The organism is Pseudomonas sp. MS01C9, from assembly GCF_058202755.1.
On record NZ_CM177073.1, the window covers coordinates 4,110,353 to 4,125,020 of the forward strand.

Sequence of the window (14,668 nt, forward strand, 5' to 3'; positions counted from 1 at the left end):
TAAGCGGATGACTCGAGTGGGCTGGGCTGAAATGGCCGGGCAGGAAATCATTCCGCACTCATCCAGTCATCCTCCGACCCGATCAAGCAATGGAGGCTCACCCGGCGGCCGGCCGCCTCAGCGCAGCACCGCGCGTGGCGGCAGTGGCGTAGTAGGACACATGGCCGTTCAGCAATCCCTGGACCGGGTCGCTGTTGCCTCCCGCACCGGCAAGACCCCAGGTAACCACTCGCGCATCGCTCGTGAGTGCGATGAAAGCCTGGCTGTTGGCATAAAGTGCTCGCACGTTTGTCAGCCCACTTGCGTTCACCACGCCTCCCCACGCTGGGTGCCCCCAAGCCACTACGGTGCCGTTTCGGCGCAGCGCGGCAAATGCCCCGGCGGTGGCTGCGACCTGAACGAAGTCATCGAACACTTCGATGGTAGGAGGCACTGGTGCTCCGTAATCCGGATGTCCCCAGGTCACGACATGACCGCTGGCCCTGAGTGCGGCAAAGGAACTTGAAGTCGAGACAACCTGAACCACGTCGTCGAGTCTTGCAATCGGGCCCGGAATACTACCGCCGGCGTTCGCGTCTCCCCATGCCACGACTGATCCATCGGATAGTCGGGCGGCCAGAGCTGTGCTTGCGCCAACGACCTCGACAATGTTCGTGAGGCGCGCAATATCGCCTGGCACCATGCCCCCCGCGTTAGGTTGAGTGCCCCACGCCACCACGGATCCATTGGCTCGCCGCGCCGCGAAGACGTAGTAGGCGCTGCTCAAGTCCACGATATCGGTGAGCAAGGCAATATCATCCGGCACCGCCGCCCCCAGGTCCGGCCTTCCCCACGCCACGACGGTGCCGTTGGCCCGCCGTGCCGCAAAGGCATGGGCTGTGGCGGCTACTTCTACGAAGTCATCGAACTGCGCGATGGTTTCAGGAATATCACCGCCCAAGCCGGTCTCTCCCCATGCCACCAGGTGCCCCGTTGCCCGTCGCGCGGCAAAAGCGTGTCCTGTCCCGACCACCTCGACAATATCCCTCAGATTGCCGATATCCCGTGGTACTTCACCGCCTCGCTCTGCCCAGCCCCAGGCGACCACCTGGCCGTTGGCGCGCCATGCGGCAAAGGCATAGGCGGCATGGGCAACGCCGACTATGTCGGTGATCGTCGCAATCTCCGGCGGCACGTCGCCGCCATGCCCAGCCACTCCCCAGCCAACCAGGTTGCCTTGGGTGCGGCGAGCTACGAATGCGCCCCATGGTTGCGATGGAGCAGCGATTTTGAAGTTGCCTGCTCCGAACAGGTTGGCAGGATTGATACGGACCTCATCCTGGCTGGTGCGCACACGGAGTAGCCGCCAGGGCTGGTTGTCATTGAACCTCGCGGCCTGGATGGGGGCGCCACCGTCGCCCTCGTATTGCCATAGTGCTTCAAGCGGCTGTTGGGTGGTGACATTCAGCGCTGTCAGCAGCCGGCTGCTCCCCACCGTGGACCAGTGCATCGAGTTCGATGTACCGCGCGCGCCCATGACCTGCAACTGTCCTGTTCCCACTTGTCGCCGCACATCGTAGACCGCCGGTTGCGAGGGGATGGGCGAACTACCCTGACGCCGCAACGTATAGTCCAACGTGATGGTTCGATCAACGTTCGCCAGTACCACCGACTGTTGCACGGTCACTGCCTTCGACTGGCCCGCTTCGCTGGCCGAGACGGTATAAGGCACGTTGATAGTGCCCGCACCGGGCAGACCTACCCAACGCACTTCGCCCGAATCCCCGTCCAGCAGATTAGTCTCGGCCGGTATCCGAACCGTGGCGCCATTGGGAGTATTGGCAGGGTCGAGTTGGTCTCCCAGGGCCTGGTCGATGGTTGGAGGAAGCGGGTCTTGTCGTGACCCTACAACGGTCGCCCTTGCTATTTTTGAGGAGCCCATGAAGGTCGTGCCCCTGAACAGCTTGTAGGACATTTCTACCGTGCTGCCCGAAATAACCTTGTCGTTGGGAATCTCCAGCACACAGGCCTGTTTCTGCCCCAAGCCATCGGTCTCGACCGTTCCCGTCTCGCTGTGGGTGACATTCGGCTGGCCTGCCACCTTCGCGACGTAGGTCGCCTCGATCGTATCCCCCGGCAGGAAGCGTGAGTCACCGGTCAAGATGATCAACAACAGCGGGTTGGTGCCCAGCTTGTCGAGGTCGATGGTGCTGGGATCGTCGGTTCCGTCGCTGGCGATTTCCCGCGGGATCGGCACCGGCAGTCGAAGGCCGGCCTGGTCCACGTCCACGATCTGTATTGCCGAAAAGGGTGAGTCAAGGTCCGGCGAGTTGCCCAACTGGTCGGTGACCGTGAAGGAAAACATGAACTCGGGATGATCCTCGCCCAGGTCGGCGCTGGTGACATCGAAGCAGATCGTGGTAGGCGTTGCCGAGCCGTGGTCCGGCGGCGCAGGAGCCTCGCTTTCCAGTACGGTACGCATCACATCCTTGCCGTTGCAATTGAGCCGGATGCGGTCGTGCGCCCGGCAATAGGGGTAACTCACGCACACCGTCGCCCGGGTGAACCCCGGCCCTATGCCGTTCTTGATTTCATCCGGCAGGATCAATTCCAGCTCCGAGTGTGCGCCATCGCCGGGCGAGCGATCCTCGTTACCAGGGCGGATCTGGTTATACAGAATCTCCACGGGAGGGTCAGAGGTTTCGGGGATACCGCTCAGGCGCCTCACGGTGTAGGTCAGTCGATTGACCATGCCGGGCCGCAATTTTCCATTCGGTATGTAGAGCTCCACCGTGTCGTCGATGCCCAGCGTGTCCCGGTTGTCGATGTTCGTCTCGCCATTGAGGTTGATCGAGACGTTCTCCCCGCCTGTCTGATTCGTATAGGGCAACACCAGAACCTTGCAGCCCGCGGGCTCCTGGTCATAGATATGCTTGGGCACCCCGAAATCGCCCCCCACCACGGGGCGAGTGGCGCGCGGCAGGTCGGGTTTCTCCAGAAGGACGGTCTGGTCGGCGGGTATCGATGGAAGGGGCATGGTCGGGGTCCTCATAAGTGCCGCGTCAGGGGCGTGTGATATGAGAGCGCCGATGCATGAAGGGTGGCTACTGTCAGGACTGACAGGTGAAAGCAGATTTAAGACGGGCGGCGAGCTGTTTTCATGGCAGTCTGCTCCTGCTCGGTTGCGCAGCGACTGCCCCATCAAAGGGGCTGCTTCGCAGTCCAGCGGGAGCGAACTCTCTCGTCATGGGCATTGTTGTGCTGGTTGGTGTGGTCGATTTTGCCCAGCATTCTGCGACTTATGTCGTCAAGCCTTTTCCAGTTCGCAAATATCGGGATAATCCTTTGGAGGACGCAACCCCGGAGGAAACCCAAAGGCGTCCAAGAGTAGCGGGGCAGGTCCTAGAGCTACAACTCCGATGTGAGGTATAAACCAGTTGTGAGGGCGTTTATAGGGATAACCGTGTTTAAGGCTGACAGTGTAATAGCTACCATCCCCTGAGTTTTCATGCGTCCAATATTCCGTAATGTTTGGGTCAGGAGCACCATGTTCGTTTGTCGCGCCACTAGGCCAGTTATACCCAACTTGCATATCCCCCCATTCCCCGAAGAGAGTCCCTATTCCCCGAACACCCTGCCCTAAAGTCAAGTGCCCTACCTGAGGCAGCCTGCCACGGCCAGCGGCGGTGGACCATGTCTCATAACCATAGAGTCCTGTAAACCATAGCGCCGCCTGCTTCATTATAAAAGTTGCGCGATTAGGGTTCGGTTGCGCCGCGTCTGTAATCGTAAAAATAACTTCATGATAAGTTGTTCTTTGAACTTCGCCTGTTTGGGCATGAATGGACGCGTACGCGGAGTTCGATGCAGAAAACGAGTAAGGAGGCTGCCCACCATCCACATTTATTGTAAATCGAGCATGGTTGAAACCTGTCTTCGGAAATCCGCTCTCAGGCAAAAACAAATGCTCCGCGCCACGAGGCGAAGCTGTTAGAGAGACAACTCTTAACGCCGTCATCACCGTGACCGTATAAGTACGCAACGGAAAAGTATCGGCAAGACCTTCCTCGGCACTCTGGTTTAACGTGGCCTTGAACTCCACCGTGAGCGTACTGCCATTGCGCAGCCCCTGCAGTTCAGTGAATGGCACGGTGTTGGTCGCGAATCCATCCGAGACCCAGCTTGCCGAAACTCGGCTGCCCAGGGCGCTGCTCCAAAGCACGCGTTCATAATCCGTGCCATCGTTGTTTTTGCCCTTCAGGCGTAACCACACGTACTGCCCTTGGGCAATAAGGGGCCAGGCGTCGATACGCACGGTGGCGTTGCCTGTAAAGGTTGCTACATCCAGTTCCGCCCCTTCGCCATTGTTGGTGGCTTGCAGGATCCTTGGTCTGGCGACCAGCAGATCGTCTTGGCTGAGCGCCTGCACATTCAGCACAAACGGATCCGACGGCGGCGACTCCACGCCGTTCTGGATCACCGTGTAGGTCACCGTCACCGCCTTGCCCAGGTTGAACGCCACCACGCTGTTGGGAATCGGTACTTCCCACCCATCCCTGACCGGCCATTCCCCCGAGGTGTGTGAACCACCTGCCGGCGTGCCCGCTGCGCCGGTCCAAGTGACTTTGAGTTTGTCGTCGGGCAGCAGCGCGGCGTTGGCCGGTACAACGATGTGGAGCGCGTCCTTGGCCTGGACCGGGTTCAGGATGGGGCCATTGGCCTCTTTCACCGAAGGAGGCAACAGGTTCTGCGCCGCTCCGATCACGGTCGCATGGGCCGTTTTTGAGGTACCGACCAGCGTCGTGCCCCTGAACAGTTTGTAAGACGCCTGCACTGTGCTGCCCGAAATAACCTTGTCGTTGGGAATCTCCAGCACACAGGCCACCTTCTGCCCAAAACCATCGGTTTCGACCGTTCCCGTCTCGCTGTGGGTGACCTCCGGCTGGCCCACCACTTTCGCAAGGTAGGTCGCTTCGATCGTATCTCCCGGCAGGAAACGAGGGTCGCTGGTCAGAACGATCAACAGCAGCGGGTTCGTACCCAGTTTTTCGAGATCGATGATGCCGGGGTCGTCAGCCGTGTCGCTGGCGATTTCCCGCGGGATCGGCATCGGCAGTCGAAGACCGGCCTGGTCCACGTCAACCGTCTGCACAGCGGACCAGGGCGAGTTGAGATCCGGCGAATTGCCCAGCTGGTCGGTGACCGTGAAGGAGAACATGAACTGGGCATGGTCATCGCCCAGTTCGGCGCTGGTGACATCGAAGCAGATCGTGGTGGGTGTCGGCGAGCCGGGGTCCGGCGGCGATGGGGCCTCGGTATCAGGCACCGTATGGTATTTGGGCTTGCCGTTGCAGTTGAGCCAGATACGGTCATGTGCCCGGCAATAGGGGTAACTCACGCACACCGTCGCCCGGGTGAAGCCCGGCCCTACTCCGTTCTTGATTTCATCCGGCAGGATCAACTCCAGCTCGGAATGCGCACCATCGCCAGGCGTGCGATCGTAAAGGCCTGGCCGGAACTCGTTGTAGAGGATCTCCGCAGGAGGATCGGAGGTTTCAACGACACCGCTGAGGCGCATTATGGTGTAGGTCAGTCGATTGACTGCGTTGGCCAATAGTTTTCCATGGGGAATGTACAGCTCCACCGTGTCGTCGGTGCCCAGCGTGTTCCGGTTGTCGATGTTCGTCTCGCCATTGAGGTTGATCGAGACGTTCTCCCCGCCTGTCTGATTCGTATAGGGCAACACCAGAACCTTGCAGCCCGCGGGCTCCTGGTCATAGATATGCTTGGGCACCCCGAAATCGCCCCCCACCACGGGGCGAGTGGCGCGCGGCAGGTCGGGTTTCTCCAGAAGGACGGTCTGGTCGGCGGGTGTCGATGGCGGGGGCATGGTCGGGGTCCTCATAAGTGCCGCCTCAGGGGCGTGTGATATGAGAGCGCCGATGCATGAAGGGTGGCTACTGTCAGGACTGACAGGTGAGAGCAGGTTTAAGACGGGCGGATGGGGGATGCCCTGGGCCGGCTAGTAAAGGAAGGTAACGAGCCTCTGTGGTAAGGGCGGCAAGCAGCTAATTGTCGGGGCTGGACCGGCGTGCATTTGCTTCAGGGTTTGTGCAGCGTCTTCTGCCTGAGAATGTAGATCGTCACCAGCACCGCGCTGGTCAACATGAACCCTCGCGCCCAAGGCAAGGGCACCAGGTAGCAGGACAAAAGGATGCTCGCCCACATCAGCGCGATGGCGTAGACCTTGCCCTTGAGGGGAATGCCGTTGCCGCTGAGGTAATCCGCGATCCAGGGGCCGAGCCGCGGATGGCCGACCAGCCAGCGATAGAAGCGCGGCGAACTGCGGGCAAAGCACGCGGCGGCCAGCAGCAGGAAAGGGGTGGTGGGCAGCACGGGAATGAAGATACCGATGACCCCCAGCACCACGCTCAACCAGCCGATGGCCAGCAGAGCGTAACGCAGGATCAGCGGGCGCTTGCCGATGGGCGCGGGCACCCGGTCGCTCAGTGATGGCGCGGCTTGAGGATCGCCGGTTTCTCGTCCGGGGCGTTGCACAGCAGGTACAGGGCGGTGAGGGCTTCCGGGATCTGCACGATCATGTCGTCCATCAGGTTCGGATCGGCGGCGATGTCGGAAAACTCCGGTTGTTCGTCGAACAGGCCGGAACCGACCATGATCGGCAGCAGCATTTCGCTGACTTCCTCTTCGGCGGTTTCGAACCAGGCCGCTTCGCGCAGGAACACGCCTTCCATGAAACCGATGCACCAGCCACGCAGTTCCGAGTCGTCCGGGTCGTCGCCCAGGTCCAGTTCGCACGGCAGTTCGAATTCTTCGTCCGAGGCCAGTTGGCGGGCGATATGGGCCTTGAGGCCCACCAGGGTGGCTTCGATCTCGATGCGCTGGGCTTCGTCGGTGTAATGCGGCTCTTCGGCGAACAGGGCGTCGATCCACTCCCGGTCAGGCACCTGCTCGGAGCAGATCGAGAGGGCGGTCAGATAGCCATGAGCGGCCACGTAATCCAGCGCTTCGTCGTGCAGCTCATCGGCGTCGAGGAAGACTTGCAGGCGGGTCAGTTGCTCAGCGAAGGACATTACGGGCTACCTTGGGGGAATAAACAATGCGGGAATTCTAGGCCTTCTTGAGCGCCCAGGCCAGCCGCGTGGCACATTTGCCTTGTCGGCAAGGGCTGGGTTGCCCAAGAGCCGGGGACATACCGAAGAAGGAAGGCCCGGCCTGGCTCCTGTGGCGAGGGGATTCAGCGAAACATCGCACCGCCCCGTTGGGCTGCGCAGCAGACCCAATGTCACTTGAGTGTGCGATCCAATCGATAAACCGAGAGGGGCTGCTGCGCAGCTCGGCGGAAATGAAGCCCCTTGCCACACATACAGCTTGGCTTGCTTTGAAAGTCAGAAGCACCTCTTGTCAGCATCGCCCTCTGCGGCCAAGGCCTCGGGTATACTGCCGCGTTTTGTGACGCCCTGCGGCGTCCAGCCGGTTCGAAACGCGCCCTTACGATTTGCCGGCGCAGCCTTTTCGATTCTGAACCAGCCTTGCAGGGATGTTTCGGTGATTTTTGGAGTTTCTATGCTCGAACAGGCTCAACGCGTCCTCAAGGACATCTTCGGCTACGACAGTTTCCGTGGCCGCCAGGGTGCCATTATTGAGCGCGTGGCCAGCGGCGGCGATGCCCTGGTGCTGATGCCCACCGGTGGCGGCAAATCCTTGTGCTACCAGGTGCCGGCGCTGTTGCGCAATGGCCTGGCGGTGGTGGTATCGCCGCTGATCGCCCTGATGGACGACCAGGTCGCCACCCTCGAGGAGCTGGGGGTTGCCGCTGCTTCGTTGAACTCCACCTTGAATGCCGACCAGCAGCGCGAGCTGGCGGCCCGGATCAAGCGCGGTGAAGTGAAGATGCTGTACCTGGCCCCTGAACGCCTGGTGCAGCCACGCATGCTGGCGTTCCTGCAGAGCCTGGAAATCGCCCTGTTCGCCATCGACGAAGCCCACTGCGTGTCCCAGTGGGGCCACGATTTCCGTCGCGAATACCTGCAATTGGGGCAACTGGCGGAGCTGTTCCCGGACGTGCCACGCATCGCCCTGACTGCCACGGCCGACAAGCGTACCCGCGAAGAGATCGTCGAGCGCCTGCATTTGCAGGAGGCCGAGCGATTCCTTTCCAGTTTCGACCGGCCCAACATTTTCTACCGCATCGTGCCCAAGGAGCAGCCGCGCAAGCAGTTGCTGGCATTCCTCGCCGAACGCCGCAGCGATGCCGGCATTGTCTACTGCCTGTCGCGCAAGAAGGTCGATGAGGTCGCCGCGTTCCTCTGCGAGCAGGGTTTTCCGGCCTTGCCGTATCACGCCGGCCTGCCCAATGACCTGCGGGCCTATCACCAGAAGCGCTTTCTCAACGAAGAAGGCCTGATCATGGTGGCCACCGTGGCGTTCGGCATGGGCATCGACAAACCCAACGTACGTTTCGTCGCGCACCTGGACCTGCCCAAGTCCCTGGAGGCCTATTACCAGGAAACCGGTCGTGCCGGCCGCGATGGCTTGCCGGCCGACGCCTGGATGGCCTACGGCCTGCAGGACGTGGTGATGCTCAAGCAGATGCTGCAGAACTCCGAAGGCGACGAACGCCACAAGCGCCTGGAGCAACACAAGCTCGACGCCATGCTTTCCCTGTGCGAGGAAACCCGCTGCCGGCGCCAGACCCTTTTGGCCTATTTCGACGAAGACATGCCCCAACCCTGCGGGCATTGCGACAATTGTGTCGACGGCGTGGAAACCTGGGACGCCACCGAACCGGCCCGCCAGGCGCTGTCGACCATCTATCGCACCGGGCAGCGCTATGGCGTGGGGCACCTGGTGGACGTCTTGCTGGGCAAGGACAACGAGAAGGTCCGCAGCTTCGGCCATCAGCACCTGTCGGTGTTCGGTGTCGGCAAGGACCGTTCCGAGAGTGAATGGCGTTCATTGTTCCGACAGCTCGTGGCGCGCGGCCTGGCGGACATCGACCTGGAAGGCTACGGCGGGCTGCGCCTGAGCGCCAGTTGCCGGCCCTTGCTCAAGGGCGAGGTCAGCCTCCAGCTGCGCCGGGACCTCAAGCCGGCGACGGCGGTCAAGAGCGGCAAGAGCCAGGCCAGCCAGCTGGTGCGTGGCGAAGAGCGCGATCAGTGGGAAGCCCTGCGCGCCTTGCGTCGCAAGTTGGCCGAGGAACACGGTGTGCCGCCCTATGTCATTTTTCCCGACTCGACGCTGCTGGAAATGCTGCGCAGCCAGCCCACCTCCCTGGCGGAGATGGCCCGGGTCAGCGGTGTGGGTGCGCGCAAGCTGGAACGCTATGGCGAGGCGTTCCTCCAGGTATTGGGCGGGGAGGCCGAGACGCCGAAGTCGGTGGCCGACGTACGCCACGAACTCATCACCCTGGCGCGTGCGGGCATGACGCCATTGCAAATCGCCGGGCAGTTGCAGTGCTCGGAAAAAAACGTCTATGCGATGCTCGCCGAAGCCATCGGCATGCAGCAGCTATCCCTGGAACAGGCACTGGACTTGCCCGAGGAGTTGATGGGCGAAGTGCAGGACGCTTTCCTGGATGGCGAGGGTGAGTTGCCCTCGGTATCGGAGGTCGCCGCGCTGTTCGTCGGTCGGGTACCGGAGGGCGTCCTGTACTGCGTGAGGGCTGCCTTGCAGTCGGAATTCGAAGTCTGATCAATGAGTTGCGGACCTTTAACGATTCAGTACGCGATTCAATGGGAAACGGCCTTGCCGGATTCCAATGTGCATGCTTAGCTGACTAATAATTAGTTTTTCTTATTTTAAGATCTGATGAGTTTTCTATGTCGTTGACCGATCAACACCGTTTTGGCATGCAATTGGCGCAAATGTCTCGAGGCTGGCGTGCCGAACTGGACCGGCGCCTGGCCGGGTTGGGCCTGTCCCAGGCGCGTTGGCTGGTGCTGCTGCACCTGGCCCGTTTCGAACATGCGCCGACCCAGCGAGAACTGGCCCAGAGCGTCGCGGTAGAAGGCCCGACGCTGGCGCGTCTGCTGGACAGCCTGGAAACCCAGGGGCTGGTGCAACGCCAGGCCGTGGCCGAAGACCGCCGGGCCAAGAAGATTGTCCTTTGCGCACCGGCCCGACCGTTGATCGAACAGATCGAAACCATTGCCACCCAACTGCGTCGAGAGCTGTTCGAAGGCGTCGACGAAGCGGACATGCGGGTGTGCATGCGGGTCCACGGCACGATCCTGGCCAACCTGGAAAAGTCCTGAGGCATATCCCTGGCGCCAGACTTTTGAGATTCGGCGGTTAGCGAACTATAACCATAGGGGGCTCTTGTTCAGTTTTCCCAACCTGAAACTGAACGAGATCACCAGCTTGCGCTCGTATTGAAAGCTGTTCTGGTCATCGAAAGGGATACCCATGCTTGGAAGTTTGCAGTCCACGTTGCGCAGTTGGGTCAACGTGTCAGTGGTCATGGGTGCCTTGGGGTATCCGGCTCTGGCGTCAGCGCTGGGCCTTGGGGAAATCACGCTTCATTCCGCCTTGAACCAGCCGTTGCGCGCCGATATTGCCCTGGTGGATGTGGCCGGGCTCGAAGAGGGCGATCTATCGGCCAGCCTGGCGAGCCCGGACGACTTCAGCCGGGCCGGCGTGGAGCGGGTGTTTTTCCTGAGCAACCTGCGATTTACGCCGGTGCTGCGCGGCGAACGCAGTTTCATTCGGGTGACTTCCAGCAAACCGGTGGAAGAGCCTTTCCTCAATTTCCTGGTGCAGCTCAATCAGCCCAATGGACGCCTTCTGCGTGAATACACGGTGCTGATCGACCCGCCAGGCACGGCAGCTATCGTACCTGCCACCGACGCGACCGCCAGTACGCCCAAGGCAGCGGCATCGACCCAGGCGGCGCCAGCCATCAAGCCACCTGCGGCGACCCAAGGCAAGCGCTACACCGTCGTGCAGGGGGACAACCCCTGGATCATTGCCAAGCGCCTGCATGACGCGGGCAGCGGTGCCTCGGTCAACGAGCTGATGCAGGGCATCCTGGCCCTGAACCCCGGCAGCGAACGGCTCTCCATCGGTCAACGCCTGTTGCTGCCCGATTCGGCCGTGTTGCCTGCCCCTGCTGATACGGCTCCGGCCCCTGCCGATTCCAACGAGCAACTGGCCGCCAGCGTACTGCAGAACCAGCAGCAACAGAAAACCATCGAAGAGCTGCAGGCCCGGCTCCAGGCCCAGGACGAAGAAATTGCCGGCCAGCGCCAGCAGATCAGCGAACTGCAGACGAAACTGGCCGAGCTCACCCCAGCTCCCGGTGCCACGGTGTCTGCGCCAACGGCGTCCCCCGCAGCGGAGGCTGTGAATGACACCCCGCCGGCTGACGCGCAACCGGTGGCGGAGCCTGGGGGCATCGACTGGTCATGGGTGGCGGCGCTGGTGGGCCTGTTGGGGCTGCTCGCCTTGTTATTGTTCATTCGCCGCCGGCAACAGGCCCAGGTCGGTTCGGAGTCGATGACCGAGCGTCCCGCCCCCCTGCTGGAGGACAGCACCGATACCTATGGAACGACTGTGGAGACGGACCCGCCAGAAGTCGCCGCGTCGTTCAATAATGGCGATACCCCACTGGGCGACGTGCTGGAAGGGGTGGGGATCTACCTGACCTATGGCCGCTTCGCCGAAGCGGCGGGATTGCTCCGGGCCGCGCTGCTGGCGGAGCCGGAACGCACCGACCTGGGCCTCAAGCTGCTGGATGTGCTGGGCAAGCAGGGGGATGCCATCGGCTTCCAGGTCCAGGAGCATCACTTGGCCACGCAGGGAGTCGATGCCTCGACGCTGGAGGAGGTCCGGGCAAAGTATCCCAAGGTCGCCGTGGCCAGCGCACCCGAGGCCGTGCCCCCGGCGCCCCAGGCGCCAATTCCTGCTCCCGCTCCCGAGCCGGCCCCTTTACACCCGCCGGGCGAGTTCGAGCTGAACCTGGATGAGCTGTCCATGGATTCCAGCTGGGATCTCAAGGAAGGGCAGGAGGCCACCGGCGGCAAAAACGTCGAGCCTCCACTGGCCCTCGACGATTTGTCGCTTTCCGGTTTCGACGAACCGGAGCTGCAATGGGGCGCGCCGTTGGAAACCGAGTCACTGGACGATGCTTTCCTCGACGGGTTCGCCGATGAGGAGCAGTCCCTGGAGCTCGAGCCGCTGTCGCTGGAGCCCGAAGCGACCTCTCCGGATCCACAGGCATCGGAGCATTCGGAAAAGCTTGAGCAGGCGCAGAATTGTATCGACGATGGCGACATCAAGACCGCCATCACGTTGCTCGAAGAACTGCTCCAGGAGGGCGACGAACCCCTCAAGCAGACCGCGCGGGTGCTGTTGGCCGGGATTCGCTGATACTTCTTCAAAAGCCTCCAGGGGAGATGGGCCTCTTCCCGGGCTGGCCCGTGAAGAAGCCCGTCCAGAGATCCAATCTTCCCTGCCTGGCCATCAGAACGTCTGGCCCAGATTCAGGTACACCGCCTGCTCATCGTCGTCGTTGAAGCCGTAGCTGAAGTTCAGCGGGCCCAGCGGTGTGTCGAAGCCCAGGAAAATGCTGGCGGCGTTGATGTAGCCGCTGTCGAATTCGTTGTCGTTGTTCCAGGCCCGACCGCGCTCCAGCGAGCCGCCGAAGTACAGTGGGAAATCCAGGGGCAGGTAGGCTCGGGGTGTCAGCCGGCGGTAGTAAACGGCGCGCATCAGGCTCATGTTCTGCCCGGAAATGCCGTCTTCGCGAAAGCCTGATAGCTGCCGTGCGCCGCCGAGCACGAAGCTCGACGTCACGATCTCGGCCGTGTCGAGGGTCCGCCCGTAGCGCCCGCCGAGGATGAACGTGTTCGGGCCACTGCTCATGGCCTTGTCCAGCTTCAGCTCCCACTGGCGATAGCGCTGGTCTGAGCCCAGGCCCGGATCGTACTGGCGCCAGGACAGGCCGAGATCTTCGCCTTCGTGGGGGAAGTACACGTTGTCCAGGGAGTCGAACGAGTATTTCAGCTCGTAGAAGCCTTCGTTGAAGTCCTCGCTGGGTTGGTCGTGGTCGCCGATGCGCACGTCCGCCTTGCCCCAGGCCTGGCCGACCCCGAAACGGATCTCGCCGCTGTTGCCGATCTGGCGGCCCAGGTTCAGGCCCAGGCCATAACGCTCCACGCGGTATTGCGCGACCGGGTCGTTGTCCAGGATCGATTCCACGTTGCGAGATTCGAATTGCCCGTAGGGGGCGATGAAGTAGCGCGAGCCTACGTCCAGCGGCTGATAGAACTCGCTGTACAACTCCTGCCGGTCACCGATCTGGGCCCGGGTCAGCCATTCGGCGCCCAGGCGATTGATGCCGTTGACCCGATAGCTGGCGCCGAGGTTGAAGGCGCTGTCGCCGCGCATATCGTCCGACAGGCTCAGGCCCAGCCGCAGATAGTCGGTACCGGTGCGCTTGCCCCGGGCGTTGATCACCAGGGTGTTGTCCGGTCCCTTGTGGACCACGCGATATTGCACCTGTTCGAAGTAGTCCAGGCCGTACAGCGTGCCCATGTCGGTTTGCAGGCGGCCCAGGTCCAGGGGCTCACCGATCTGCTGGCGAATGTAATAGCGAATCACGTCATCGCCCACTTTCGAATCGTTTTCCACGCGAATGGCCGTGATGACCGGTGTCCGTTCGCTGGGCGTGCGTGCGGCCATGAGTTGTGGATCGGTCGGCTCGGGAGGCCGCAGGTGGGCCAGGCGGGCCTGGAGAATCCGGGTGGCGCGATAGCCGGCATCGATCATTTCCCGGGCCTGGCCGAAGTCGGTCGAGCCGAAGCTCACCAGGGCCGGCTGGATCAGCACGTCGTCTTTCTTCAGGGTTGCCAGTTGCTCTTGGGAATTGCGCCGGGTCATCAGGGTGGTCGACTGGTTCAGGACGTCGAGCACCGTCACCAGTTGCTTGCGGTTGCGCAACGGGGTGCCGATGTCCACCACAATGGCCATGTCCACGCCCATCTCCCTGGCCACGTCCAGCGGGATGTTGTCGCTCATGCCGCCGTCCACCAGCAGACGGCCATCCAGCTCCACCGGGGCGAACACCGCCGGGATCGACATGCTGGCGCGGATGACCTTGGGCAAGTGACCCTTGCGGAACACCACCTTTTCGCCGCTGGCGATGTCGGTCGCCACGGCGCGGAACGGGATCGGCAGTTTGTCGAAGTCCCGGGTGTCGCTGGCATGTGCCAGCAGGCTCTCGAGCAGCAGAGCCAGGTTCTGCCCCTGGATGACGCCCAATGGCAGGCCGAGGCTGCCGTCATCGCGAAAGCTCAGTTTCTGTTTCACCAGGAAGTCACGGTCGTCCTGCTTGCGCCGGAACGGCACGTCCTTGCGCGGCGGGGCATCGGACAGGGCCTGCTGCCAGTCGATTTCCAGGGCGAGTCTTTCCAGCTCGTCGATCTTGTAGCCGGAGGCGTACAGCCCGCCGATCACGGCGCCCATGCTGGTGCCGGCGATGGCGTCGATCCGGATACCCTGTTCTTCCAGGGCCTTGAGTACGCCGATATGGGCCAGGCCTCGTGCCGCGCCGCCGGACAACACCAGTCCGATCTTCGGACGCGGGGTTTGGACGGCAGGCTCGTTGGCATGACTGAACAAGGGCAACAGGAGCAGAAGCAGGCAAGGCAGCAGGCGGCGCATCGTC

General features: G+C 62.1%; 8 protein-coding genes. 3 read left to right on the forward strand and 5 right to left on the reverse strand.

The window, feature by feature from the left end:
* Positions 1 to 97: 97 nt before the first annotated feature.
* The 4 genes from AC1M7R_RS18770 to AC1M7R_RS18785 form a co-directional block, all read right to left on the reverse strand.
* Positions 98 to 3,016: an RCC1 domain-containing protein gene (locus tag AC1M7R_RS18770; protein WP_490609817.1), complete on the reverse strand. Its 2,919-nt coding sequence runs from the start codon at positions 3,014 to 3,016 to the stop codon at positions 98 to 100.
* Between the two features lie 270 nt (positions 3,017 to 3,286).
* A complete protein-coding gene (locus AC1M7R_RS18775; RefSeq protein ID WP_490609818.1) occupies positions 3,287 to 5,869 on the reverse strand; it encodes a hypothetical protein in 2,583 nt (860 codons plus the stop codon).
* A gap of 212 nt (positions 5,870 to 6,081) precedes the next feature.
* Positions 6,082 to 6,477: a YbaN family protein gene (locus tag AC1M7R_RS18780; protein WP_072389590.1), complete on the reverse strand. Its 396-nt coding sequence runs from the start codon at positions 6,475 to 6,477 to the stop codon at positions 6,082 to 6,084.
* 8 nt (positions 6,478 to 6,485) lie between these two features.
* A complete protein-coding gene (locus AC1M7R_RS18785) occupies positions 6,486 to 7,073 on the reverse strand; it encodes a UPF0149 family protein (protein WP_072389588.1) in 588 nt (195 codons plus the stop codon).
* Positions 7,074 to 7,566: 493 nt separating this feature from the next.
* On the opposite strand from AC1M7R_RS18785, the gene recQ reads away from it, so the two are divergent.
* The 3 genes from recQ (at position 7,567) to AC1M7R_RS18800 (ending at position 12,369) form a co-directional block, all read left to right on the forward strand.
* Positions 7,567 to 9,693: a DNA helicase RecQ gene (recQ, locus tag AC1M7R_RS18790; protein WP_072389585.1), complete on the forward strand. Its 2,127-nt coding sequence runs from the start codon at positions 7,567 to 7,569 to the stop codon at positions 9,691 to 9,693.
* A gap of 128 nt (positions 9,694 to 9,821) precedes the next feature.
* Complete coding sequence (locus tag AC1M7R_RS18795) at positions 9,822 to 10,256, forward strand: MarR family transcriptional regulator (protein WP_072389583.1); 435 nt, start codon at positions 9,822 to 9,824, stop codon at positions 10,254 to 10,256.
* Positions 10,257 to 10,407: 151 nt separating this feature from the next.
* Positions 10,408 to 12,369 carry a motility hub landmark protein FimV gene (locus AC1M7R_RS18800; protein WP_490609819.1) on the forward strand — a complete coding sequence of 654 codons (1,962 nt, stop codon included), beginning with the start codon at positions 10,408 to 10,410 and terminating at the stop codon, positions 12,367 to 12,369.
* Positions 12,370 to 12,462: 93 nt separating this feature from the next.
* On the opposite strand, the gene AC1M7R_RS18805 is transcribed toward AC1M7R_RS18800, so the two are convergent.
* Positions 12,463 to 14,664 (reverse strand): patatin-like phospholipase family protein, encoded by a 2,202-nt coding sequence (locus tag AC1M7R_RS18805; RefSeq protein WP_490609820.1) that lies wholly within the window; start codon positions 14,662 to 14,664, stop codon positions 12,463 to 12,465.
* Between the last annotated feature and the right edge of the window lie 4 nt (positions 14,665 to 14,668).